This window comes from Sphingomonas guangdongensis, from assembly GCF_900199185.1.
In the GTDB taxonomy this organism is placed as follows: Bacteria; Pseudomonadota; Alphaproteobacteria; order Sphingomonadales; family Sphingomonadaceae; genus Sphingomonas; species Sphingomonas guangdongensis.
Genome location: NZ_OBMI01000001.1, coordinates 690,630 through 713,449, shown reverse-complemented (window position 1 = coordinate 713,449; position 22,820 = coordinate 690,630). Strand labels below are relative to the sequence as shown.

The 22,820-nt window shown below is 69.0% G+C and carries 25 protein-coding genes; 19 read left to right on the top strand and 6 right to left on the bottom strand.

Annotated elements, in window-relative coordinates; genetic code table 11:
• Nucleotides 1-36: 36 nt before the first annotated feature.
• The 3 genes from CRO12_RS03315 to CRO12_RS03305 all read left to right on the top strand — a co-directional run bounded on the left by CRO12_RS03315 (nucleotide 37) and on the right by CRO12_RS03305 (nucleotide 1,686).
• Nucleotides 37-450, top strand: coding sequence for a GtrA family protein (locus CRO12_RS03315; protein WP_097062555.1), 414 nt, complete (start codon nucleotides 37-39; stop codon nucleotides 448-450).
• A complete protein-coding gene (locus tag CRO12_RS03310) occupies nucleotides 450-1,178 on the top strand; it encodes a class I SAM-dependent methyltransferase (protein WP_097062554.1) in 729 nt (242 codons plus the stop codon). The genes CRO12_RS03315 and CRO12_RS03310 overlap by 1 nt, the downstream gene beginning before the upstream one ends.
• A 64-nt stretch (nucleotides 1,179-1,242) precedes the next feature.
• A complete protein-coding gene (locus tag CRO12_RS03305) occupies nucleotides 1,243-1,686 on the top strand; it encodes a hypothetical protein (RefSeq protein ID WP_144033512.1) in 444 nt (147 codons plus the stop codon).
• 59 nt (nucleotides 1,687-1,745) lie between these two features.
• Here CRO12_RS03305 and CRO12_RS03300 read toward each other — a convergent pair whose 3' ends face one another.
• Genes CRO12_RS03300 through CRO12_RS03290 form a run of 3 tightly spaced genes read right to left on the bottom strand, consistent with a single transcriptional unit; the run spans nucleotide 1,746 to nucleotide 6,121 of the window.
• Nucleotides 1,746-2,780: a glycosyltransferase family 2 protein gene (locus CRO12_RS03300; protein WP_097062552.1), complete on the bottom strand. Its 1,035-nt coding sequence runs from the start codon at nucleotides 2,778-2,780 to the stop codon at nucleotides 1,746-1,748.
• A 28-nt stretch (nucleotides 2,781-2,808) separates the two neighbouring features.
• Nucleotides 2,809-4,257: a M48 family metalloprotease gene (locus CRO12_RS03295; protein WP_245858169.1), complete on the bottom strand. Its 1,449-nt coding sequence runs from the start codon at nucleotides 4,255-4,257 to the stop codon at nucleotides 2,809-2,811.
• Nucleotides 4,258-4,312: 55 nt separating this feature from the next.
• Nucleotides 4,313-6,121: a DUF885 domain-containing protein gene (locus CRO12_RS03290; protein ID WP_097062551.1), complete on the bottom strand. Its 1,809-nt coding sequence runs from the start codon at nucleotides 6,119-6,121 to the stop codon at nucleotides 4,313-4,315.
• 106 nt (nucleotides 6,122-6,227) lie between these two features.
• Between CRO12_RS03290 and CRO12_RS03285 the strand changes: the two genes are divergently transcribed.
• From CRO12_RS03285 to CRO12_RS03270, 6 genes are all read left to right on the top strand, one after another.
• Nucleotides 6,228-7,097, top strand: a complete 870-nt coding sequence (locus tag CRO12_RS03285) for a 3-hydroxybutyryl-CoA dehydrogenase (protein ID WP_097063321.1) — start codon at nucleotides 6,228-6,230, stop codon at nucleotides 7,095-7,097.
• Between the two features lie 10 nt (nucleotides 7,098-7,107).
• Nucleotides 7,108-7,254 (top strand): hypothetical protein, encoded by a 147-nt coding sequence (locus CRO12_RS17910; RefSeq protein WP_179640859.1) that lies wholly within the window; start codon nucleotides 7,108-7,110, stop codon nucleotides 7,252-7,254.
• 103 nt (nucleotides 7,255-7,357) lie between these two features.
• Nucleotides 7,358-8,041 carry a L,D-transpeptidase family protein gene (locus CRO12_RS03280; protein WP_245858167.1) on the top strand — a complete coding sequence of 228 codons (684 nt, stop codon included), beginning with the start codon at nucleotides 7,358-7,360 and terminating at the stop codon, nucleotides 8,039-8,041.
• A 143-nt stretch (nucleotides 8,042-8,184) separates the two neighbouring features.
• On the top strand, nucleotides 8,185-8,580 hold the full coding sequence (locus tag CRO12_RS18265) for a hypothetical protein (protein WP_245858165.1): 396 nt from the start codon (nucleotides 8,185-8,187) through the stop codon (nucleotides 8,578-8,580).
• A 6-nt stretch (nucleotides 8,581-8,586) separates the two neighbouring features.
• Entirely contained in the window at nucleotides 8,587-9,735 is a 1,149-nt protein-coding gene (locus CRO12_RS03275) for an MFS transporter (protein WP_342747207.1), read from the top strand.
• A gap of 34 nt (nucleotides 9,736-9,769) precedes the next feature.
• The gene (locus CRO12_RS03270) at nucleotides 9,770-10,327 is read left to right on the top strand and encodes a DUF7010 family protein (RefSeq protein ID WP_097062549.1); all 558 of its coding nucleotides are present in this window, start codon (nucleotides 9,770-9,772) and stop codon (nucleotides 10,325-10,327) included.
• Here the strand turns inward: CRO12_RS03270 and CRO12_RS03265 are convergent.
• Nucleotides 10,324-11,559: a NupC/NupG family nucleoside CNT transporter gene (locus CRO12_RS03265; protein ID WP_097062548.1), complete on the bottom strand. Its 1,236-nt coding sequence runs from the start codon at nucleotides 11,557-11,559 to the stop codon at nucleotides 10,324-10,326. The two genes, CRO12_RS03270 and CRO12_RS03265, sit on opposite strands and share 4 nt — an antisense overlap.
• Nucleotides 11,560-11,690: 131 nt before the next feature.
• On the opposite strand from CRO12_RS03265, the gene CRO12_RS03260 reads away from it, so the two are divergent.
• From CRO12_RS03260 to topA, 6 genes are all read left to right on the top strand, one after another.
• Complete coding sequence (locus CRO12_RS03260; RefSeq protein ID WP_097062547.1) at nucleotides 11,691-12,356, top strand: queuosine precursor transporter; 666 nt, start codon at nucleotides 11,691-11,693, stop codon at nucleotides 12,354-12,356.
• 105 nt (nucleotides 12,357-12,461) lie between these two features.
• Nucleotides 12,462-13,361: an acetylglutamate kinase gene (gene argB / locus CRO12_RS03255; protein WP_097062546.1), complete on the top strand. Its 900-nt coding sequence runs from the start codon at nucleotides 12,462-12,464 to the stop codon at nucleotides 13,359-13,361.
• A 40-nt stretch (nucleotides 13,362-13,401) separates the two neighbouring features.
• A complete protein-coding gene (locus CRO12_RS03250; RefSeq protein WP_097062545.1) occupies nucleotides 13,402-13,698 on the top strand; it encodes a YggT family protein in 297 nt (98 codons plus the stop codon).
• Nucleotides 13,699-13,737: 39 nt separating this feature from the next.
• Entirely contained in the window at nucleotides 13,738-14,613 is an 876-nt protein-coding gene (gene folD / locus CRO12_RS03245; protein WP_097062544.1) for a bifunctional methylenetetrahydrofolate dehydrogenase/methenyltetrahydrofolate cyclohydrolase FolD, read from the top strand.
• Nucleotides 14,614-14,618: 5 nt separating this feature from the next.
• On the top strand, nucleotides 14,619-15,242 hold the full coding sequence (locus CRO12_RS03240) for a MarC family protein (protein ID WP_097062543.1): 624 nt from the start codon (nucleotides 14,619-14,621) through the stop codon (nucleotides 15,240-15,242).
• Between the two features lie 62 nt (nucleotides 15,243-15,304).
• A complete protein-coding gene (gene topA, locus CRO12_RS03235) occupies nucleotides 15,305-17,866 on the top strand; it encodes a type I DNA topoisomerase (protein ID WP_097062542.1) in 2,562 nt (853 codons plus the stop codon).
• 89 nt (nucleotides 17,867-17,955) lie between these two features.
• Here topA and CRO12_RS03230 read toward each other — a convergent pair whose 3' ends face one another.
• The gene (locus CRO12_RS03230; RefSeq protein WP_097062541.1) at nucleotides 17,956-18,252 is read right to left on the bottom strand and encodes an SEL1-like repeat protein; all 297 of its coding nucleotides are present in this window, start codon (nucleotides 18,250-18,252) and stop codon (nucleotides 17,956-17,958) included.
• 63 nt (nucleotides 18,253-18,315) lie between these two features.
• The gene (gene panC, locus CRO12_RS03225; RefSeq protein ID WP_097062540.1) at nucleotides 18,316-19,158 is read right to left on the bottom strand and encodes a pantoate--beta-alanine ligase; all 843 of its coding nucleotides are present in this window, start codon (nucleotides 19,156-19,158) and stop codon (nucleotides 18,316-18,318) included.
• A gap of 83 nt (nucleotides 19,159-19,241) precedes the next feature.
• On the opposite strand from panC, the gene CRO12_RS03220 reads away from it, so the two are divergent.
• The 4 genes from CRO12_RS03220 (at nucleotide 19,242) to CRO12_RS03205 (ending at nucleotide 22,813) form a co-directional block, all read left to right on the top strand.
• Complete coding sequence (locus CRO12_RS03220; RefSeq protein WP_097062539.1) at nucleotides 19,242-20,039, top strand: division plane positioning ATPase MipZ; 798 nt, start codon at nucleotides 19,242-19,244, stop codon at nucleotides 20,037-20,039.
• A complete protein-coding gene (locus CRO12_RS03215) occupies nucleotides 20,036-20,320 on the top strand; it encodes a J domain-containing protein (protein ID WP_179640858.1) in 285 nt (94 codons plus the stop codon). Before CRO12_RS03220 ends, CRO12_RS03215 begins: the two co-directional genes overlap by 4 nt.
• A gap of 61 nt (nucleotides 20,321-20,381) precedes the next feature.
• Nucleotides 20,382-21,764: a phosphoglucomutase/phosphomannomutase PgmG gene (gene pgmG, locus CRO12_RS03210; protein WP_097062538.1), complete on the top strand. Its 1,383-nt coding sequence runs from the start codon at nucleotides 20,382-20,384 to the stop codon at nucleotides 21,762-21,764.
• Between the two features lie 290 nt (nucleotides 21,765-22,054).
• On the top strand, nucleotides 22,055-22,813 hold the full coding sequence (locus CRO12_RS03205) for a 3'-5' exonuclease (RefSeq protein WP_097062537.1): 759 nt from the start codon (nucleotides 22,055-22,057) through the stop codon (nucleotides 22,811-22,813).
• The last annotated feature ends 7 nt before the right edge of the window (nucleotides 22,814-22,820 follow it).

Sequence of the window (22,820 nt, the reverse complement as noted above, 5' to 3'; positions counted from 1 at the left end):
GCCGAGCGACGGTAAAGAACAAGCAGGGCTAGGGCGTTGGCTACGCTACTCCATCACCTCAATGCGAACACGATCCACGGCCAGCTGATCCGCTATGCGATCACCGGCGGGGGCGTCACGCTGGTGGGGGGCGGGCTCTATCTCGCACTGGTGCAGCTGACGACCGTCAACGAGCAGGTCGCGATGTTCGCCGCCTACCTGGTCTGCGTCGCGATCGGCTACGTCCTCCACAGCCGCTGGAGCTTTCGCGGACACGGGGAGCGCGACAACCCGGCAAAGACGACCACCCGCTTCGTCGCCGCCAGCCTGATCAGCTACGCGCTCAACGCCTTTTTTACCTGGGCGCTGGTGCGCGGGCTCGACCTGCCGCGCTGGACGCCGGTCATCACCACACTGTTCGTGACCCCCGTCATCATGTTCGTGGTCAACCGCCGCTGGGTGTTCGCCTGATGGACCGCGTCGTCTACGACCGCATGGCCGCGCATGACTCGACCCACTGGTGGTACCGCGCGCGTCGCGACATCCTGTCCGACTATCTCGCGCGCTACGCCGACCTGCCGGCGCAGGCGAAGGTGCTGGAGATCGGCTGCGGCACCGGCCACAACCTGCCGATGCTGGCGCGGTTCGGGGAGGTTGACGCGATCGAGATCGACGAGGCGGCGGGCGAGATCGCCAGCCAGCGCCTCGGCAAGCCGGTCGGCACCGCGCCGCTGCCCGAACTCGCCGGGGTGGCGCGTGGCGCCTACGATTTGGTCGCAGTGCTCGACGTGATCGAGCACATCGACGACGACGTCGCGGCGCTGAAGGCGATGGCCGACGCGTTGAAGCCCGGCGGCCGCATTCTGATCGCGGTGCCCGCGCACCAGTGGATGTGGAGCGCGCACGACGTGGTCAACCACCACAAGCGCCGCTACTCCAAGCAGACGCTCGACGCCGCGATCCGTGCCGCCGGGCTCACCCACAACGGCCTGCGCTGGTTCAATTCGCTGCTGTTCCCGGTCGCGGTCGCCGCGCGCGTTGCGGGCAAGCTGACCGGCAAGGACGACAGCGACGACTCGCCACCGCCCGCGCTGGTCAACACGGCGCTGGAGGCGGTGTTTCGGGTCGAGCGTTTCCTGCTCGGCCGCGTGCCGATGACGCCTGGGCTTTCGCTGATTACGCTGGCGGAGAAGGGGTGAGTGGCAGCTCGAAAGTCCGCTTTCGCCTAATTGCGGACGTCCGCGAAGCGGTTAAGCGGGCGCTATGGACTTACTTCGACTTCGATTTGAGCCCGAGGACCAGTGGCACGGCAAAGTCACTGCTGATGTGTCAGCGAAGGGTTTCGCGGGTCGGGGGAGCGGCTGGTTTGCGACCGCGGAACTGCGTAACTTTGTCGCCGCGATGTCCGCCTTTCCGCTCGACGCGGAAAACCTCCCTTCAATCACTGGAGGCTTCGGCGCCACCCAGGAGGCTCTCGAACAGGTGCACGTCGCGATTGCGTTTGCGCCACATGACGTACGAGGCAGCATCCGCGCAACCGTCCGGCTAGCGACCGAGGTGTGGAACGCCGACACGGCAGACTTAGCATCTAGCGTGCTTGTGCGTTTTCTCGTGACCTATGCCGATCTGGATAAGTTCGGCGCTGCAATCAGCGGCCTCTTGGATGGCGAAATTGCTGAAGCGACGCTTCAATCGTGGAACGCCTAGGAACGTCGCCTTCCACCACCACCACCACCACCTTACGCATTCACGCGAGACGCCAGCCCTCACTCCACCGGCGGCGCGACGAGCAAGCCTTCGGCCGGTTCCGGCCGGACCGGGCGGGGGCCGTCGCCGGCGCGGTAGCCGAGGCTCGCGCGGCCCTGCACCGGCCCCGCGATGTCGGCCACCAGGTAGAGTGGGCGGCGCTTCGATTCGACGTAGAGGCGGCCGAGATACTCGCCGATCATGCCGAGCACGAACATCTGGACCGAGCCGAGAAACAGCACCACCAGCATGGTGGAGGTCCAGCCCTGCACCGTGCGGCCGAGCACGAAGCTGCCGACGACGTACAGGAACATGACGACCGTCACGCCGGTCAGCGCGAGGCCGACGTGGCTCGCGAACCGCAGGGGCGCGGTGGAGAAGCCGGTGACCGCGTCGAGCGCGAAGGCGATCATCTTGGCGAGCGGGTATTTGCTGTCGCCGGCCAGCCGCTCGGCGCGGTCGTACATGAAGGGGACCTGGCGGAAGCCGACCCAGGCGACCATGCCGCGGATGAACCGCGCCTGTTCGGGGAGCGACAGCAGCGCATCCAGCGCACGCCTGCTCATCAGGCGGAAGTCGCCGGTGTCGAGCGGGATCGGGGTGTCGGTCACCCGGTCGAGCACGCGGTAGAAGGCGGACGCGGTCAGCCGCTTGAACAGCGTCTCGCCCTCGCGCTTGCGGCGGACGGCGTAGACCACGTCCGCCTCCTCACGCACCATCGCCTCGCGCATGTCGGCGAGCAGCTCGGGCGGGTCCTGCAGGTCGGCGTCGATGATCAGGATCTGCTCGCCGGCGCACAGGTCGAGCCCGGCGGTGAGCGCCAGCTGATGCCCGTGATTGCGCGACAGGTTGATCGCGATGACGCGGGGGTCGGCGGCGGCGAGCGCCTGCATCACGCGCCAGCTGCCGTCGCGCGAGCCGTCGTTGACCAGCACGATCTCATGATCGTCGCCGACCGCGGCATGCGCGACCGCGGACACGCGGGCGTGGAGCGCCTGGAGGCACCCCTCCTCATTGTAGCAGGGGACGACGATCGACAGGGCTGGCCGGCGCATGCCCGCGCTGTAGCGCGGGGCGGAGCGGCTATCCAGTCACGACCAGCTTGACGAGCTGCCCCGGCGTCAGCCGCGCCGACGCATCGAGACCGTTCAGGGTCAGGAAGCGTTCGCGCTGGAGGCTCGGATAGGCCATGTCGCGCGCCAGGCTGTCGACCGTGTCGTTGGCGCGAACGGTGCGGATGCGGATCACCTTGCCGCGGATCGCCGCTGCCTCCGCCTGGCTCAGCGAGGAGAAGCTCGCCAGCAGCGGCTCGAACGCGGCGCCGCCTCGGCCGGACGGCGTGATGATCGTCCAGGTATAGGTCTGCCCGCCGAGCGCGATCGCGATCACCGTCGCGTCGACGCGCTGGTTGTTGACGGCCGCGGCGATCGTGCCCGCCGCCGCGCGGTTGCCGCCGATCGTCGCGTCCTCGATCTCGCCCGGATCGAACTGCCCCCCGATCGCGCGGAAGCGTGCCGCAACGGCGTCGGCGAGCGAGCCGCCGGCGCCGGCGAGGTTCAGCTGCGCCTGACCGCTGCTGCCCTGGACGGTGACGGCGTCCGCCGCATTGTTGATCGTGTAGCCGGCGGGCGCGGTGAAGCGCAGGCGCAGCATCGGGTGGCGGAAGGTCTGACCGTCGATGACGCCCTGCGCCGGATCGTCGTCGTAGCGGAGGCCGTCGAGCATGCGGAGGAAGGCGGTGTCCTGCGCGGGTGCGGTGCCCGCCCGGCCGGTCGCCTGCGCCTGCTGGCGGGCGCGCGCCACCCGCGCGGCACTGCTCGGGTGGGTGGAGAGCCACGCCGGGACCGCCGTCGCATCGCGACCGCTCGCCCGTGCGCTGAGCGACGTGCTGGCGCCGAGCTGCCCCAGGATCAGCGGCGCAGCACCCGGATCATAGTTTGCGCCCGCGGCGTAGCGGATGCCGAGCGTGTCGGCCTGGTACTCCTGGTCGCGGCCGTATTTGAGCGTGAACAGCCCCGCCGCCTGCTGCGCGCCCGCGCCCACCAGCTGGCCGAGGGTCGAATTGCCCGCGACCGCGCCGAGCACGCTCGCGGCGATGCCCGCGATCCCCGAGGTGCGCTGCCGCCCCGCCGAGTGCCGCGCCGCGACGTGGCCGACCTCATGCCCCATGACAAAGGCGAGTTCGCTCTCGCTGTTCATCAGCGCGAGCAGCTGGCGGGTCACGTAGATGTAGCCGCCGGGGATCGCGAACGCGTTCTCCACCGGCGAGTTGAGCAGCTGCACGGTGAAGTCGCGCTCGCTGTTCGACAGCCCGGACTGGAGCGCGACGCGCTTGCCGACCCGCTCGACGTACGCCGACTGAGGTCCGGTGTAGCGCCCGCCGAACTGCGCCACGAGCTCCGGATTGGCCTGCGCGCCCTGCTGACGGTCGGACTGCGAGATCGCGCGCGCGCTCTGCGCGGCGATGGGTGCTGCCAGCGTCGGGCTGCAGGCGAGGAGGGCGGCGGAGACGAGCAGGCGGGCGCGGGGCAAGGGACTCTCCAGGATCGTTGCCTGTCGACAATGACCTGCCCCGCGCCGGGTTCCCTCAGGCGATGGCGCGGGCGCGTTCCTCCACCAGCCGCTCCAGGATGGTGAGCGGCACCGCGCCCGATTGCAGCACGTCGTGGAAATACTTCACGTCGTACTTGGCACCGGCGATCTTTTTCGCGTTCTCACGCGCGCGCAGCCAGGCGATGTGCCCGACCTTGTAGCTACACGCCTGCCCCGCCATCGTGCAGTAGCGCTCGACCTCGCGCTGCGAGCGCGGCCGGGCGAAGCCGGTGGTCGCGACCATGTAGTCGGTCGCCTGCTCGCGGGTCCACCGCTTGTGGTGGATGCCGGTGTCGACCACCAGCCGCGCAGCGCGGAACAGGAAGGACTGGAGGTAGCCCGCCTTCTCGAGCGGTGTGGCATAGCCGCCGAGCTCGTCCGCGACCTGCTCGGCGTAGAGCGCCCAGCCCTCGCTATACGCGCTGAACCCGCCGACCTTGCGCAGCAGCGGCTGATCGGACGCCTGCGCGATCGTGATCTGGAGGTGATGGCCGGGAACGCCCTCGTGGTAGGTGAGCGAGGGCAGCGTGTACTTGGGCCAGTCGGCGACCGACTTCAGGTTGATCCAGTAGATCGCCGGCCGCGAGCCATCCAGCGCGGCCCGGTTGTAGTAGCCGTTCGACGCGCCGTCCTGGATTTCGACCGGCACCGCGCGAATGTCGAGCGGGGCGTTGGGCGGATTGTTGAACGCCTGCGCGAGCTTCGCCTGCATCGCGGCATTGCCCTCGTTCAGCCCGCGGATCAGCTCCGCGCGGCCGGCCGGCGTGTCGGCGTAGAGCTGCGACGCCTGCGCGTTCAGTGCGGTCAGCCGGGCGCCGACCGTGCCCTGCGTCAGGCCCTGGCCCTTGAGGATCTGGTTGAGCTGGGCGGAGATCTCCGCGACCTGCGCCAGGCCGAGCTGGTGGACCTCGTCGGGCGTGAACTTGGTGGTGGTCGCCTGCTCCAGCGCGGCGGCATAGAGCGCCGCACCCTGCGGCACGTCCCACAGCCCGGCGGACGAACGCGCGCCCGCGCGCAGCTTCCGGACCAGCGCGATCTGCCGGTCGAGCGCAGGGTAGACGGCTTGCTCGACGATCTTCGTGCAGCGCGCGGCCCAGTCGCCCGCGAGCTTGCGCTCGGCGGTGCGGCGCGCGATCGACTGGGTCAGCGTGTTGTCGGCCGGCGCGGGACGCCGCAGCGCCGCCATCTGCCCGAGCGCCAGGTCGAGCGAGAAGTCGGGCGCGAGATAGCCGCGCGCGCCCTGCTCGGCCTGGACCTCGCTGTCCTGGTCGAGCGCGGTTGCGAACGCCTGCGTCCGCGCCAGATACGCCTCCGCATCCTCGGCGGTGATGATCGTGTGGGCGGAGTTGAGGAAGTCGGGCGTCGAGAAGTAGGAGCCGCCCTGCTGCGTGATGACGAACGGGCGCTGCGGCGAATCGACGCCGAAGCGGTCCTGTCCGACGGTCTGCGAGCGGAGCGAGTAGAGCACCACTTCGCGGTTGAGCTTTGCGTTCGGGGACAGCCCGGCCTCCGGCACGCCTTCGATCAGCGCGATCCCGGCCTTGGTCCGTGCGAGCCCGGCCTTGCGCGCGGCGAGGCTGCGGTCGCTGAGCTTGCGCTTGGCCGCGGCGTTCGGGCCCTTGTCGAAGCCGAGCGAGGTCGCGAGTTCCGGCGAGTAGGAGAGCGCGGTCTGGAAGACCTTGTCGAACGCGGCGTTCAGCTGCGCATCGCCGTTGGCGGCCGTTGCCTGCGCGTGCGTGGCAACGGGCAGGACCGAGAGTGCGCCGGTGGCGGTGCCGGCTGCGAGAAATTGACGACGATCCATGAACGCGAAGCTCCCTGACGCGATTGTGCTTGGCGGCAGTGTAGCCACGGTGGCGCGCGTCGCGGAAGCGGCTAATGCAGGCCGGATGACAATGGAGAGCGGGCGCATGAAGACGGTGGGCGTGATCGGGGCGGGGCAGATGGGCGCGGGCATCGCGCAGGTCGCCGCGCAGGCGGGCTACCGCGTGCTGCTGTCGGACGTCGACCAGGAACGGGCCGAGGCGGGCAAGGCCGGGATCGGCAAGGCACTCGACCGGCTGGTCGCCAAGGAGAAGATCACGGGCGACGTGCGCGACACGACGCTCGGCAACATCGCGTCCATCGGCGACGTGCGCGACATGGCCGAGTGCGAGCTGGTGATTGAGGCCGCGACCGAGCGCGAGGAGATCAAGCGCCGCATCTTCGAGACCGTCGGCGCCGTGCTGAGCGACACCGCGATCCTCGCGAGCAACACCTCGTCCATTCCGATCACGCGGCTCGCCCAGGCGTCGCCTGATCCGGCGCGGTTCATGGGCGTGCACTTCTTCAATCCGGTGCCGGTCATGGGACTGATCGAGCTGATCCGCGGCCTCGCCACCAGCGACGTGACGGTGCAGGCGGTCGAGCAGTTCGGCCAGACCCTCGGTAAGCGGATCGTTCACGCGAACGACGCACCGGGGTTCATCGTCAATCGCGTCCTGATGCCGTTCCTCAACGAGGCGTGCTTCGCGCTGGGGGAGGGGGTTGCGACCATCCCGGACATCGACGCCGCGATCCAGCTCGGGCTCAACCACCCGATGGGGCCGTTCACGCTGGCCGACTTCATCGGGCTCGACACCTGCCTAGAGATCACGCGGGTGCTGTTCGAGGGCACGGGCGACCCGAAGTTCCGCCCCGCGCCGCTGCTGGTGAAGTACGTCGAAGCGGGCTGGTACGGCCGCAAGACCGGGCGGGGCTTCTACGACTATGGCGGGCCTGAGCCGGTGCCGACGCGGTAAGGAGGAGCGCATGAGCCTGGACGACACGATCGTACAGACGCCGGACGGTCCGATGACCTATGGCGAGTGGAAGAAGAAGAACCCGGTGCAGGTTCCCTCGCGCCGGACCAAGGGCAAGGACCTGCCCAACAAGGTCAAGATCCGCACCGACGAGTAAACGCAGCGGGCGGTCGTCCCGCGCCGGGACGTGCCGAAATCGGCCCTTTTCAGCCACGCTGCGACGGGCGATCCTGGCAGTCATGGCAAGGGATCGAACAGCGTTGGCGAAGCGAGTCGCCCTTGGGGCAGGGTGTCTCGCGGCCTTCCTCGGCGCGGCGCACCTCGCCGAGCGCGCTGACCGCCCGGCGGTGCCGGCCGCCGCGCCGGTGACCGAGCGGCCGCTGCCGCCCGAGCTCCCGCGGCAGGCGCTGACCGCCGCGCTCGCCACCGCGGCCCCCGTGGCTCCTGCGCCGAAGCCGGTCGCGCCCTTGCCGGCGGCCTACACGGTCAAGTCGATCCTGCCGGTCAAGTCGCCCTTCGTCCACGGCGACTGGTACTGGGACGAGAGCGCGGCGCCGAGCACGGGCAAGATCGTTGTCACCGTCGACCTCAAGGCGCAGGTCCTGTCCGTCTTCCGCGATGGGCATGAGATCGGGACCGCGGTGATGATCTACGGTGCCGATGCGAAGCCGACGCCGCTGGGCGTGTTCAACGTCAGCTTTCGGAAGGCCCGCCACGTGTCCAGCATCTACGATGCGCCGATGCCCTACACGCTGCGCCTGACCAACGACGGCGTGTCGATTCATGGCAGTGAGAGCATGCGCCCGGATGCCGCCACCCACGGCTGCGTCGGCGTGCCGATCGCGTTTGCGAAGAAGCTGTTCGCCGTCGTGCAGCTCGGCGACACCGTGATCGTCTCCAACGGCGAGACGCTCAAGGCAGGCCAGCCGATCACCGCGGCATGAGCCAGTGCTCCCGCGGAGGCGGGAGCCTAGAGCCATGGATCGCCGCTTTCCAACCCTGGGCTCCCGCCTGCGCGGAAGCACGGCGCAGGCGGTTTGTCGCCTACGGGCTCCGGCGCTAGAGATTGGTCCCGGGGGGGTATGCCGTGACTGAAATCGTCGAGCGCCAGTCGATCGTGGGGGCGCGCTGGCCGTTGTTCTGGGGCGGTTGCGCGGCGATCGCGGCCGGCGTCGCGCTCCACCTGCCGATGCTCGCGATGGCGCACCAGATGGGCAACCACCTGGCCGGCATGCCGATGGACGGCTGGATGTACGCGGGCATGGCGCTCATCCTGCTGGGGGTTCCAGCTGCCATCATCGGCGCGCTTCCGCGGCACCGCGCGCGCGACCTGGCTGGTGACAACACCGTGTTCGAGGCGCCGGACGACACGCCGTTCGGCGCCGCCCACGCCGGCGTGCTGCTGGTGCTGACGCTCGGCCTGGTCATCGACACGATGAAGCCGGCGACGCTCGGTTTCGTGCTGCCGGGCATGCGCAGCTAATATGGCATCGTCCCCGCGACCGCCGCGCTGCTGCCGTTCGTCGCGCTGACCGGCACCACCGTCGGCTCGTTCCTTTGGGGCTGGCTCGCCGACATCTACGGCCGCCGCGTTTCCATCCTGCTCTCCACGATCCTGTTCGTCTCCACCTCCATCTGCGGCGCGATGCCGTCGTTCGAGTGGAATCTGGTCATGTGTTTCCTGATGGGCTGCTCGGCCGGCGGCATGCTGCCGGTGGTCTACACGCTGCTGGCGGAGATCATGCCGCCGCGGCACCGTAGCTGGGTGCTGGTGCTGGTCGGCGGCACCGGCCTCGTCGGCGGGTACCTGGCGGCGAGCGGTGCCGCCCACCTGTTCGAGCCCGCCTATGGCTGGCGCGCGCTGTGGCTGCAGGGCTTCCCGACCGGGCTGCTGCTGCTGGCGCTCGCCCGCTGGATCCCGGAAACGCCGCGCTTCCTGCTCGCGCAGGGCCGCGATGCCGAGCTTCAGGCGATGTCGGCGCGATTCGGGATCGTCCGGCGTTCGGCGCCCGCACGGACGGACGGCGCAGCCGGGATCGGCGGCGATCATCGCCGGCTGACCGCCGCGCTGGTGCTTACCGCGCTCGCCTGGAGCTTCGTCACCTTCGGGCTGCTGCTGTGGCTTCCCTCCGACCTTCAGGCGCGCGGCTACAGCGCCGGGCTGGCGAGCGGCATCATCGCGAGTTCGGCGCTGATCGCGCTGCCGACGATCATGCTCGCGGCCTGGTGCTACAGTCGTTGGAGCAGCAAGTGGACGCTGGTCGGCACGATCGTGCTGACGCTCGCCGGCCTCGCCGGCGCTCTGCTGCCCGCCCCGACGCTCGCCGCGCCGCCGCTGCTGATCGCGGTGATCGCGCTGCTGGTGGTCGGGAGCAACGGAATGATCGCGGTGCTGCTGCCCTATGCGGCCGAGAACTATCCGCTCGCGGTCAGGGGTCGCGCAACCGGGCTGATCGCGGCCAGCAGCAAGTTCGGCGGGGTTGCGGTGCAGGGCCTCGCGCTTCTCGGCCTCATCCCGACGCTCGGCGGCGCGGCGCTCGCGCTGGTGCTGCCGATGGCGGCGTCGGCGGCGCTGGTCGGGGTTGCGGGCCGCGAGACCCGCGGGCGCAGCCTGCGCGAACTGGAGGCAACGGGCTGACCGCGGAGCAGGTGCCAACAAGGGAGGGGACGCGATGAAGGATCAGCCGCTGGCGACTTTGCAGACCGAGTTTCGCGCAGGCAGCACGGCGTCGATGCCGATCGCGGGTGCGATCGTGTGGGCGGCGCTCGGGGCGGCGGCGCTGGTGCTCGACGACGGCACCGTCGGCACGCTCGCGCTCTACATTATGGCGGCGATCATGCCGCTCGCAATCCTGCTGGACCGGGTGCAGGGCCGCAACCTGTTCGCCGGAGGCGCGGACAACCCGCTGACGGTGCTGTTCCTGACCTCGGTCACCGGTATAGCGCTGATGGTGCCGATCGGCGTCATCGCGGCGCAGGCGACCGGCAGCGGCGTGCTGATGGTGCTCACCATGGCCATCCTCGCGGGTGTGATCTGGATACCCTATGGCTGGGCGGCGGACGATCCCGCGGGCCTGCGCCACGCGGTCGGCCGCGCGCTCGGCGCCTATGCGGCCTATGCGCTGGTGCCGGCGCCCTATACGGCAAGCGGGATCTGCGCGGTCGTGGTTGCCGCCTACGGCTACTCGCTCGTCGCCATGCGCCCGGTCGGCACGGCGGTGCCGGCCTAGCTGACCAGCAACCCGGCGAGGGCCGCCGACAGGAGGTTGCTGAGCGAGCCCGCGACCAGCGCCTTGATGCCGAGCCGCGCGATCACCGGGCGCTGGTTGGGGGCGAGGTTGCCGGTCACCGCCATCTGGATCGCGATGGAGGAGAAGTTGGCGAAGCCGCACAGCGAGAAGGTCGCAACGGCGACCGTCACCGGCGACAGCGTCGCCTGAATCTTCGACAGCTCGATGAACGACACGAACTCGTTGAGCACGATCTTCGTCCCGAACAGCCCGCCGGCCACGCCCGCTTCGTTCCACGGCACGCCCAGCACGAACATGACCGGCCGGAACAGGTAGCCGAGCAGCAGCTGGAACGAGAGATCGCCGCGTCCGAACCAGCTGCCGATCCCGGCCAGCAGGCCGTTGGCGAGCGCGACCAGCGCGACGAACGCGAGCACCATCGCGCCGACCGCGACCGCGAGCTTGACGCCGGTCTGCGCGCCCTGTGCGGCGGCCATGATGATGTTGGCGGGCCGCTCCTCGTCGTGGCTCGCCTCCGCGATCGGCACCGGCTCGACATCGGCGAGCAGGGGATCGTCGGGCATCATGATCTTGGCCATCAGAATGCCGCCCGGCGCCGACATGAAGCTGGCGGCGAGCAGGTACGGGAGCAGCTGTTCCCCGATCATGCTGGCATAGGCGCCCAGGATCGTGCCCGCGACTCCTGCCATGCCGACCGTCATCACCGTGAACAGCTGCGCCGGCGTGAGGCTCGCGAGATAGGGGCGGATCACCAGCGGGCTCTCCGACTGGCCGACGAAGATGTTGGCCGCCGCGCCCAGCGATTCTACCTTGGTGATGCCCGTGACCAGCTGGATCGCGCCGCCGACCCAGCGGATGATCAGCTGCATAACTCCGAGATAATAGAGGATGGAGATCAGCGAGGCGAAGAAGATGATGACCGGCAGCGCCGCGATCGCAAAGCTGTTCGCCCCCATCGCGGGCCCGGCGAGGGGCCCGAAGATGAAGTCGGTGCCGGCCTTTGCATAGCCGAGCAGGTTGGACACGCCGCGCGACATCGCGCCGATGATCCCGCGGCCCCACGGCGTCGCCAGCACCAGCACCGCGAACCCGGCCTGGAGCGCAAAGGCAGCGGCGACGACGCGGAGGCGGATCGCGCGACGGTTGCTCGACAGCGCAAAGGCGATGCCCAGGATCACGATGATGCCCACAACGCCGATCAGGTACCGCATTCAACCACCCCCACGCGCGCACCCGGCGGCCGCTTTCTGAGCGCGCGACCATACACACGCGTCGACCCGCCGCTAGGTGTGACGCACGGCGGGGCTGTCCCCCGCGTGGTTTTCCGCTAGCGTCGCCCCTGATGGAACACCCCAACCACGCGGTTCCCCGCGCGCTATTCGCCTTCTCGATCTTCTACGGCGGCATGGTCTGCATCGCGGGCGTGCTCGGCAACAAGCAGGTGGCGCTGGGGCCATTGGCGGTGGAGGCGGGGATCTTCGCCTTTCTGCTGCTGGTCGTCACGTCGAGTGCGGTGGCGGAGCTCTACGGTCGCGACCGGGCGAACGGGCTGGTCCGCCTCGGCTTCGTGCCGCTCATCACCTCGCTGCTGCTCTCGCTGATCGTCTGGGCGCTGCCCGCCTCCGCGGAGATGCAAGCCGATCGGCCGGAGGCGCTGGCCGCGGTGCAGGGGCTGCTGTTCTCCACCTGGCGGATCTGGATCGGCGGCATCGTCGCCTATGGCATTTCGCAGACGCTGAACGTCACCATCTTTTCCGCGCTGAAGGGGCGCGAGGGCAACGCGCTCCTGTGGCTCCGCTCGGCGGTGGCAGGCGTGCTCAGCCAGGTCGTCGACACGCTCGTCTTCATCGCCATCGCCTTCTACGGCGAGTTTCCGATCGGCAGCCTGCTCGCCGGGCAGCTGCTGGCGAAGGTGGTGCTCTCGGCCGTGCTGGTCCCGCCGCTGATCTACGCCATGGTGGCGCTCGGGCGGCGGCTGGATCGACCAAGCCCCATTCGTTCTGAGTAGCCGTTGAGTGACGTCGAAATGGGGTATCGAAGGATGTGCTTCGATACGGGTCTTCGACAAGCTCAGCCCCTACTCAGCACGAACGGTTGTGTTTAAGGCGCGCCCATGACCGACCACGCCCCCGATCCCGCGATGCTCGCCAAGGCGGAGACGCTGACGGAGGCGCTGCCGTATCTGCAGCGCTACGCCGGCAAGACCTTTGTCGTGAAGTACGGCGGCCACGCGATGGGCGATCCCGAGCTCGCGCGCGATTTCGCCGAGGATGTCGTGCTGTTGAAGATGGTGGGGATCAACGTCGTGGTGGTCCACGGCGGCGGCCCCCAGATCGGCGCGATGCTGAAGCGGCTGGGTGTCGAATCGCGCTTCCACGACGGCCTGCGGATCACCGACGCCGAGACTGCGCAGATCGCCGAGATGGTCCTCGCCGGATCGATCAACAAGGAGATCGTGGCCTGGATCGCCGCGGCCGGGGGCAAGGCGGTCGGTATCTCCGGCAAGGACGCCGGGCTTGTCCGGGCCGAGAAGGTGACGCGGACGGAAGCGGACAAGCTCCAGGGCATCGAGCGGCACGTCGATCTGGGCTTCGTCGGCGAGCCCGCGGCGGTACGCCCGACGATCCTCGACACGCTGTCGCGCGAGGGGTTCATCCCGGTCGTCGCGCCAATCGCGCTCGGCGGCGACGGACATACCTACAACGTCAACGCCGACACCATGGCAGGCGCGATCGCCGCGGCGACCGGCGCGTCGCGCTTCTTCCTGCTGACCGATGTGCCGGGCGTACTGAGCAAGGACAAGGAACTGCTGAGCGACCTTCGGCCCGTCGACATCGACGCGCTGAAGCTCGACGGCACGATCACCGGCGGCATGATCCCGAAGGTCGAGACCTGCGTCCAGGCGGTGCAGCGCGGCGTGGACGCCGCCGTGATCCTCGACGGGCGCATCCCGCACGGCATGCTGCTCGAGATCTTCACGGAGCGCGGCGTCGGCACCTTGGTGCGGCGCTGACGACGCGCTATATAGGCCTAACACACTTGAGGGTCCGGACTTGAACGCGCTTCTTCAAATCGTCCAACTGCTGCTGACGGTGGTCTGGTGGATCATCGTTGTGCAGGCGATCCTGTCCTGGCTGATCGCCTTCAACGTGGTGAACACCCACAACGATCTGGTGCGCAACATCTGGAATGCGCTCGGCACCATGACGGAGCCGATGTACCGCCCGATCCGCCGCATCCTGCCCGATTTCGGCGCGCTCGACCTGTCGCCGCTCGTCGTGCTGCTGATCCTCTACATTCTCATGAACATCGTGATCCCGTCGCTGTACCAGCCGGTCTACCCGGTCTGACGCTGGCGTAACCGCGGCGGCGTCGGTAAGCGATGCCGCATGACAGCAGAGATCATCGACGGAAAGGCGGCCGCGCAGCGGCTGCGGGAGCGCGTGGCGCTGCATGCGGCCGCATTCGAGCAGGCCGCCGGCCGCAAGGCCGGCCTAGCGGTGGTGCTGGTCGGCGAGGATCCGGCGTCGGCGGTCTATGTCCGCTCCAAGGGAAAGGCGACACTCGCCGCCGGTATGGCGAGTTTCGAGCATCGCCTGCCCGCCGACACGCCGCAAGCCGAGCTGCTGACGCTGGTCGACGCGCTCAACGCCGATGCGGCGGTCGACGGTATCCTGGTCCAGCTGCCGCTGCCCAGGCACATCGACGAGAGCGCGGTGCTGCTCCGGATCAGCCCGGACAAGGACGTCGACGGCTTTCACCCGGTCAACGCCGGGCGGCTCGCGACCGGGCTGCCGGGGTTCGTGCCGTGCACCCCGCTCGGCTGCCTGCTGCTGATGGAGGAGCGGCTGGGTTCGGTCGCGGGCAAGGACGCGGTGGTGATCGGCCGCTCCAACATCGTCGGCAAGCCGATGGCGGCGCTGCTGACGCGGGCGAGCGCAACGGTGACGATCGCGCACTCGCGAACGCAGGACCTGGCCGCGCACGTCGCCCGCGCGGACATCGTGGTCGCTGCGGTCGGGATACCGCAGTTCGTCAAGGGTGAGTGGATCAAGCCCGGCGCGACGGTGATCGACGTCGGTATCAACCGAACGGACGCAGGGCTGGTCGGCGATGTCGACTTCGCCGGCGCGGCAAGCGTCGCCGGTGCGATCACACCCGTGCCGGGCGGCGTCGGACCGATGACGATCGCCTGCCTGCTGCGCAACACGCTGGTCGCCGCGCACCGCGCCGCCGGCGTGCCGCTGGACGAGCGGGCGATCTGACGCAGGTGCTCGAGCTTTTCGTCTCCTCGCTGATCACCTTCTTCGTCGTCATCGATCCGCCCGGCTGCGCGCCGATCTACGCCGGGCTGACCGCGGGCGCCTCGGCCGCGCACGTCCGCGCGATGGCTGTGCGCGCGGTGGTGGTCGCCTCGCTGATCCTGCTCGTCTTTGCCCTGTTCGGCGAATCGCTGCTCCACGCGCTCGGCATCGGGCTCGATGCGTTCCGCATCGCCGGCGGGATCATGCTGTTCCTGATCGCGCTCGACATGGTGTTCGAACGCCGGACCCAGCGGCGCGAGGACCGCGCGCAGAAGATCATCGACACGCCGGAGGTGGAGGACGTCAGCATCTTCCCGATGGCGATGCCGATGATCGCGGGGCCGGGATCGATCGCCAGCGTCATGCTGCTGATGTCCAGGACGCAGGGGCTCGCCTCGTCGCTGATCGTGCTCGCTGCAATGGCGACGATCCTTGCGCTGACGCTTGTTGCGCTGCTTGCCGCCGGTCCGATCATGCGGGTGCTGGGCGCCAAGATCGAGGCGGTGATCACACGCCTGCTCGGTGTGCTACTGGCCGCGCTCGCCGCGCAATTCGTGATCGACGGACTGAAGGCGCAGCTGGCGGCTTGACGCTACGGTAAAGAGCCCGCCACCCTCGCGCGTACACGTAAGGCTCCCTAGCTAAGGCCCCCATGCAGCTCGTCATCGTCGAATCGCCCGCCAAGGCGAAAACCATCGAGAAGTACCTGGGCAAGGACTACCGCGTCCTCGCCTCCTACGGCCATGTCCGCGATCTGCCGGCGAAGGACGGCTCCGTCGATCCCGACCAGGGCTTTGCGATGGAGTGGGAGCCGTACGCCGACAAGTCCAAGCAGCTGAAGGCCATCGCCGACGAGGCGAAGAAGGCCGACCGGCTGATCCTGGCGACCGACCCCGACCGCGAGGGGGAGGCGATCAGCTGGCACGTGCAGGAGGTGCTGCGGCTCAAGAAGGCGCTGCCGAAGGAGGTCGAGCGTGTCACCTTCAACGCGATCACCAAGCCCGCCATCCTGAAGGCGATGGGCGAGCCGCGCGAGCTCGATACCGACCTGATCGACGCGTACCGGGCGCGCCGCGCGCTCGACTATCTCGTCGGCTTCACCCTGTCGCCGGTGCTGTGGCGCAAGCTGCCGGGCGCCAAGTCGGCCGGCCGTGTCCAGTCGGTCGCGCTACGCCTGATCGTCGATCGCGAGCGCGAGATCGAGGCATTCCGCGCGCAGGAATACTGGTCGGTCACCGCCGAGTTCGAGCATGACGGCACACCTTTCCAGGCGCGGCTGACGACGTGGGAGGGCAAGAAGCTCGACCGGTTGTCGATCGGCGACGAGGGAACGGCCGCACGCGCCAAGGCGGATGTGGAGGCCGGCCGCTTCTCGGTCGCGAGCGTCGAGACCAAGCCCGCGACGCGCAACCCGCCACCGCCTTTCACCACCTCCACGTTGCAGCAGGAGGCCGCGCGCAAGCTCGGCTTCTCGGCGAGCCACACGATGCGGGTGGCGCAAGGCCTCTACGAGGACGGCGCGATCACCTACATGCGGACCGACGGCGTCCAGATGGACGGCAGCGCCATCGACGCCGCACGCAAGGCAGTCGTCGACCGCTACTCGGGCGCGTACGTGCCCGAGAAGGCGCGCCAGTATCAGACCAAGGCCAAGAACGCGCAGGAAGCGCACGAGGCGATCCGCCCGACCGACTTCGGCAAGGACCGGGTCGGCGCGGGCGATCACGCGCGGCTCTATGAGCTGATCTGGAAGCGCGCGCTCGCCAGCCAGATGGCGGCGGCGCGGATGGAGCGCACCGCGGTGGAGCTGGAGGACGGCACCGGCCGCACCGGGCTGCGCGCGACTGGACAGGTGGTGCTCTTCCCAGGCTATCTCGCGCTCTACGAGGAAGGAGCGGACGACGCCGAGGGTGAGGACGGCCGCCGCCTGCCGCAGCTCCGAGCGGGCGATGCGCCCGCCAAGAAGGGCGTCGCGTCGGAGCAGCACTTCACCCAGCCGCCGCCGCGCTTCTCCGAGGCATCGCTGGTCAAGCGGCTGGAGGAGCTGGGCATTGGGCGCCCGTCGACCTACGCCTCAATCATCCAGGTGCTGAAGGACCGCAGCTACGTCCGCGTCGAGAAGAACCGATTCTTCGCGGAGGAGAGCGGGCGGCTGCTGACCGCGTTCCTGGAGCGGTTCTTCGAGAAATACGTCTCGTTCGACTTCACCGCCGAGCTGGAGGAGGAGCTGGACGACGTGTCGGGCGGCCGCGCCGAGTGGCAGACGGTGCTCGAGGCCTTCTGGCGCGACTTCAAGCCGCGGACGGAGGAGGTGAAGGAGCGCCAGCCGAGCGAGGTGACCGCCGCGCTCGACCAGTTTCTGGAGCCGTATCTGTTCCCGCCCAAGGAGGACGGCAGCGACCCGCGGGCCTGCCCGGCCTGCGGCGACGGTCGCCTGGCGCTCAGGGGCGGACGCTTCGGGGCATTCGTCGCCTGCTCCAATTACCCTGAGTGCAAGTACACCCGCCGCTTCGGCCAGGGTGGGGGTGACGGTGAGGCTCAGTCGGAAAACGAGACGCTTGGCAACGATCCGGACACGGGTCTGCCTGTCGAGCGCAAGTCCGGACGGTTCGGACCGTACATCCAGCTGGGCGAGGGCAAGGAGGCGAAGCGCGCTTCCATCCCCAAGGACATCGGCGAGCTCGATCTCGATTGGGCGCTTAAGCTCTTGAGCCTGCCGCGAACGGTCGGCACGCATCCCGAATCGGGTGAGCCGATCACCGCCTCGATCGGTCGCTACGGTCCGTATCTGGCGCACGCGGGCAAGTACGCGCGGCTGACCTCGACGGCGGAGGTGTTCGAAACGGGCATGAACGCGGCGGTAGTCAAGCTGGCGGAGGCTGCGGCTGGTGGCGGACGGCCGCAGCGCGGAGCGGCGCGCGCACCGCTCAAGGAGTTCGGGCCACACCCGCGCACCGGCGCCGAGATCAAGCTGATGGAGGGGCGCTACGGGCCCTATGTCACCGACGGCGAGACCAACGCGACCCTGCCCAAGTCGATCACGCCCGAGGCGCTGACGCTGGAGGAGGCGGCCCAGCTGATAGACGCGCGGGCGGCCGCTGCGCCGGTCAAGAAGGGGAAGAAGGCGGCGACGAAGAAGCCGGCCGCGAAGAAGGCAGCGCCGAAGAAGGCGCCGGCCAAGAAGGCCGCGCCGAAGACGGCGGCAAAGGCCTGATCGTCACCCCGGCGGACGCGGGGGTCGCTGGCCGCGAGGACGGGGTGCGTGGCTTGAGATGCCAGCGTTCGCTGGCATGACGGGGTGGCTTACGCAGCTGCCCGCGTCGTAATCTGGAGCCAGGCGCGTGCCGCCTTCTGCGCTTGGATGATCTCGCGGGCGCTCATCTCGTCGGCGATCTCGGCGCGGCATTCCTGCGCGCGCTCGTTGCCGGCGATCGCCGCCAGGTTGAACCATTTGTGCGCCTCGATCAGGTCGACGTCGACGCCTTCGGCGCCCGACGAGTAGACCATGCCGAGATCATAATAGGCTGACGGATTGCCCCGCGCCGCATCGCGCAGCCGGCTTTCCATCAGAAACGTCGCACTCTTCAGACTGCTGCCCATGACCCACCTCTGTTCGGGTAGGTGCACGAATGACGGCGAAGTGTTGGAGAATGGTTAACGCCCTTAAGCTAATGCGTTTACCGCGATATTATCGATGAGCCGGGTGCTGCCGAGCCGCACGGCGGCGAGCAGGCGACGGGGGTGTCTCGGCACAGGCGTGCCGAGCGTTGCCGAGTCGACCAGCTCGACATAGTCGACGCTGAATCCGGCCGCTGCGAGAGCCTCGCGCGCGGCCGCCAGCGTCTCCTCCACCGCCTGCCCCTTGGCGATCGCCTCCGCCGCATTCCCGAGCGCGCGGGGCAGCGCCACCGCCTTCACGCGTTCCTCCGGCGAGAGGTAGACGTTGCGTGAGGAGAGCGCGAGGCCGTCGTCCTCGCGCTGAGTCGGCACCCCGACGATCTCGACGGCCAAGTTCAGGTCGATCACCATGCGGCGGATCACCGCGAGCTGCTGGAAGTCCTTCTCGCCGAACAGCGCCACGTTCGGCTGGACCTGGTTGAACAGCTTCGTGACGACGGTCGCGACTCCGTCGAAGTGGCCGGGGCGGGCAGCGCCGTCGAGGCCTTCGCTGACTCCGCCGACCGAGATGTTGGTGGCGTACCCCGCCGGGTACATCTCCTCCGGTCCCGGCAGCCACAGCAGGTCCGCACCTGCCTCCGTCAGCAGTCGCGCGTCGGCGGCCTCTCTTCGGGGATAGCGGCCAAGGTCCTCGTTCGCCCCGAACTGCCGCGGATTGACGAAGATCGACACGGCGACGCGCTTCGCCGCGCGGCGCGCCTCCGCCACCAGCGCCAGGTGCCCGGCGTGGAGCGCCCCCATCGTCGGCACCAGCGCGAGGGTCTCTCCCGCTGCCCGGAACGCGGCAGTCGCGGCGCGCAGATCGGGCAGGTGACGGATGGTTTGCACGGCTGCGGAGCCTTGGGTAGAAGCGGGAGCGCGGCCTTTACGGGCCGGGCCACGATCGATCAACAAGGGGATGGGTCGCCACGGTGGCCGAGCTATCGAACAACCTCCACGTCATTGTTTTCGCCAATGAGAAGGGCGGAACGGGCAAGTCCACGACGGCCGTTCACGTCGCCATCGCGCTCGCCACGCGCGGCGCGCGGGTGGCCGCGTTCGACCTCGACCATCGCCAACGCACGATGGGCCGCTACCTGGACAATCGCGCGGCGACGGTGAAGCGCACGGGACGGCCGCTGGTCACGCCTGTGCACGCGACGCACGACGGCGAGAGTGACGACTACTTCGCCGAGACGCTCGACCGGCTGAGCGCGGGCGCCGACTATCTGGTGATCGACACGCCGGGCCGCGACGACAAGTTCGCGCGCCTCGCGGCCACCAACGCCGACACGCTGGTTACGCCGATGAACGACAGCTTTGTCGACTTCGACCTGATCGGCCAGGTCGATCCGGACACGTTCAAGGTGACGCGCCCGTCCTTCTACTCCGAGCTGATCTGGGACGCGCGCAAGACCCGCGCGCGGGCCGACGGCGCGACGATCGACTGGGTCGTGCTGCGCAACCGCCTCCAGTACGTCGAGGCCAAGAACATGCGCCGCGTGTCCGAGGCGATCGAGCAACTGTCCAAGCGCGTCGGCTTCCGCGTCATTCCGGGCCTCAGTGAACGCGTGATCTACCGCGAGCTTTTCCCGCAGGGACTCACCATGCTCGATTCGAAGGAGTTCGGCGGCATGGGCCTGGGTCACGTCGCCGCACGGCAGGAATTGCGCGAGATGCTGTCAGGCCTGGCGCTGCCCGAGCCTGCGCTGCCGATGTTTGCCGCATGATCTTCAAGCTGCTGATCGCCGCGCTGGTCGCGTACGGCGTGTGGCGATTGTGGCACGGCATTCGCAAGCCCGCGCCGCACCAGCAGCGCACGGTGGCTGCGCCCGACGATGCGCGGGCGCGGGAGGTGCTCGGGATCGGGGCGGGCGCGAGTGCGGAGGAGATTCGCGCCGCGCATCGCCGGCTCGTGACCGCCACCCATCCCGACCGCGGCGGATCGGCCGAGCTTACCCGACAGCTGAACGCCGCGCGCGACCAGCTGCTCAAGCGGGCGTCCTCGTAACGTACGTGCAACCAACCGCGGCCACAGGCTTTGTGTGGCGAGCATTTCCACGGAGGCCAATTTGACGCACCAGTTCGACCCCACGTCGCTGCGCGAGTACGACATCCGCGGCATCGTCGGAAAGACGCTCGGGCCGGACGATGCGCGCGCGATCGGCCGCGGCTTCGCGACCATCGTCCGTCGCGCTGGCGGCACCAGGGTGGCGGTTGGCCGCGACGGCCGCGTCTCGTCGGAGACGCTGGAGGCGGCGCTGGTCGAGGGGCTGACGACGAGCGGCGTCGATGTGGTGCGCACCGGGCTCGGCCCGACGCCGATGCTCTACTATGCGGAAGCGACGCTGGAGGTCGACGGCGGTATCCAGATCACCGGCAGCCACAATCCGGCCGACTACAACGGCTTCAAGATGGTGCTCCAGCACAAGCCGTTCTTCGGCGAGCAGATCCAGCAGCTGGGCAAGATGGCCGCCGAGGGCGACTGGGACGAGGGTGAGGGCACCGTCACCGACGCCGACATCGAGGACGATTACGTCGGCCGGCTGTTCGCGGGCTACGCGGGCGGCACCTACAAGATCGGCTGGGACGCCGGCAACGGCGCGGCGGGAACGGTCATCGAGAAGCTCGTCAAGCTGCTGCCCGGGGAGCACCACACGCTCTTCACCGACATTGACGGCACTTTCCCGAACCACCACCCGGACCCGACCGAGGAGAAGAACCTCGCGGACCTGAAGCAGCTGGTCGCCGACAAGGGCCTCGATTTCGGGCTGGCGTTCGACGGCGACGGCGACCGCGTCGGCGCGATCGACGGGCAGGGCCGCGTGGTCTGGGGCGATCAGCTGCTCTCCATCCTGGCGGTGCCGGTGCTCAAGAAGCAGCCGGGCGCGACCATCATCGCCGACGTGAAGGCGTCGCAGATGCTGTACGACCGGATCGCGGAACTGGGCGGCGAGCCGCTCATGTGGAAGACCGGCCACAGCCTGATCAAGACCAAGATGAAGGAAACCGGCGCGCCGCTCGCGGGCGAGATGTCCGGGCACATCTTCTTCGCGCAGGATTACTACGGCTTCGACGACGCGCAGTACGCCGCCGTCCAGCTGATCAATGCCGTCCATGTCACCGGCAAGTCGATGACCGAGCTGAAGGATGCGATGCCGGCGATGGTCAACACGCCCGAGATGCGCTTCCAGGTCGACGAGAGCCGCAAGTTCGCGGTGGTCGAGGAAGTGCTCGACCGGCTGGAGCAGGAAGGCGCCGACGTGAACCGCACCGACGGCGCGCGCGTCAACACCGCCGACGGCTGGTGGCTGCTGCGCGCCTCCAACACCCAGGACGTGCTGGTCGCCCGCGCCGAGGCGAAGGATCAGGCCGGTCTCGACCGACTGATGGCCCAGATCGACGCGCAGCTGGCGGCGAGCGGGCTGGAGCGCGGGCCGCAGGCGGCGCACTGATACGCCACTGCGACCTGACGGAGGAAGGTTGGTTCACGCGAAGGCGCGAAGGCGCGAAGATGATTCGCGCAGAGACGCGGAGACGCAGAGATAGCCTGTTAGCAGGTACGCGGCAGCTCTCATCGTCGCTGATCGGAACTTCGCTGCGTCTCTGCGTCTCTGCGCGATCAATCCTGAAGGCGCCTGACGGCGCGAGCGGGCGGCTATCCGCCGCCCACCTGCTTCGCGCCTTAGCGCCTTCTCTGAACCACTTACTTCCTTCTTCGCGTCTGAAGCCCCACATAGGCGGGATGCGACCCACGCCCAGCATCGTCCGTGTCATCGACCTGGAGACCACCGGAAGTGCGCCGCCAGCGCATCAGGTGGTGGAGATCGGCTGGCAGGACGTCGCGCTGCAGCCCGACGGTCGCTGGGAGCTGGAGGGCGAGGGTGGGCACGTCCTGGTCAACCCGAACCGCGCGATCCCGCCGCTCACCATGGCCGTCCACCACATCCGCGACGAGGACGTGGCGGACGCGCGCCAGTGGCACGACGTCGCGCGTCCGATCCTGGACCCCTACCCGCGCCGGGTTGCGCTGGCCGCCCACCGCGCCGCGTTCGAGGAGCAGTTCTGCACGGCGGCGCTGACCCGCGGCGCCAAGTGGATCTGCACCTGGAAGTGCGCGCTGCGCCTGTGGCCCGACTCGCCCGGCTTTTCCAACCAGATGCTCAGGTACTGGCGCAAGCCCGCCGGGCTGGTTCATGAGCGTGGGCTACCCGCGCACCGCGCCTTCCCCGACGCCTATGTCACCGCGCATCACCTGCGCGACCAGCTGAACGAAGCGAGTGTCGCCCAGCTGATCGAGTGGTCGGATGCGCCGGGCCTGCTGCCGCGGGTTCGTTTCGGGGCGGAGCGCGGCAAGGATTGGCGCGAGATCACCAACGAGAGCCTCGCCGGATTCCTCACCGACCGCGACCCCGACGTGCGATTCACGGCCGAAACCGAGCTGGCACGTCGGCGCGGCGGCGGGGAGATCGGGCGGGCGAGCGCGCAGGAGCTGTTGCTGTAGCCCACGA

Excerpts from the sequence above, each read along its gene's own strand:
- folD (WP_097062544.1), top strand. The coding sequence starts at position 13,738 with ATGACAGCAGAGATCATCGACGGAAAGGCGGCCGCGCAGCGGCTGCGG.
- CRO12_RS03270 (WP_097062549.1), top strand. The coding sequence starts at position 9,770 with ATGAAGGATCAGCCGCTGGCGACTTTGCAGACCGAGTTTCGCGCAGGC.
- CRO12_RS03205 (WP_097062537.1), top strand. The coding sequence starts at position 22,055 with ATGCGACCCACGCCCAGCATCGTCCGTGTCATCGACCTGGAGACCACC.
- topA (WP_097062542.1), top strand. The coding sequence starts at position 15,305 with ATGCAGCTCGTCATCGTCGAATCGCCCGCCAAGGCGAAAACCATCGAG.
- CRO12_RS03285 (WP_097063321.1), top strand. The coding sequence starts at position 6,228 with ATGAAGACGGTGGGCGTGATCGGGGCGGGGCAGATGGGCGCGGGCATC.
- CRO12_RS03300 (WP_097062552.1), bottom strand. The coding sequence starts at position 2,780 with ATGCGCCGGCCAGCCCTGTCGATCGTCGTCCCCTGCTACAATGAGGAG.
- CRO12_RS03290 (WP_097062551.1), bottom strand. The coding sequence starts at position 6,121 with ATGGATCGTCGTCAATTTCTCGCAGCCGGCACCGCCACCGGCGCACTC.
- CRO12_RS03310 (WP_097062554.1), top strand. The coding sequence starts at position 450 with ATGGACCGCGTCGTCTACGACCGCATGGCCGCGCATGACTCGACCCAC.
- CRO12_RS03305 (WP_144033512.1), top strand. The coding sequence starts at position 1,243 with ATGGACTTACTTCGACTTCGATTTGAGCCCGAGGACCAGTGGCACGGC.
- CRO12_RS03260 (WP_097062547.1), top strand. The coding sequence starts at position 11,691 with ATGGAACACCCCAACCACGCGGTTCCCCGCGCGCTATTCGCCTTCTCG.
- CRO12_RS03265 (WP_097062548.1), bottom strand. The coding sequence starts at position 11,559 with ATGCGGTACCTGATCGGCGTTGTGGGCATCATCGTGATCCTGGGCATC.
- CRO12_RS17910 (WP_179640859.1), top strand. The coding sequence starts at position 7,108 with ATGAGCCTGGACGACACGATCGTACAGACGCCGGACGGTCCGATGACC.
- argB (WP_097062546.1), top strand. The coding sequence starts at position 12,462 with ATGACCGACCACGCCCCCGATCCCGCGATGCTCGCCAAGGCGGAGACG.
- CRO12_RS03215 (WP_179640858.1), top strand. The coding sequence starts at position 20,036 with ATGATCTTCAAGCTGCTGATCGCCGCGCTGGTCGCGTACGGCGTGTGG.
- CRO12_RS03230 (WP_097062541.1), bottom strand. The coding sequence starts at position 18,252 with ATGGGCAGCAGTCTGAAGAGTGCGACGTTTCTGATGGAAAGCCGGCTG.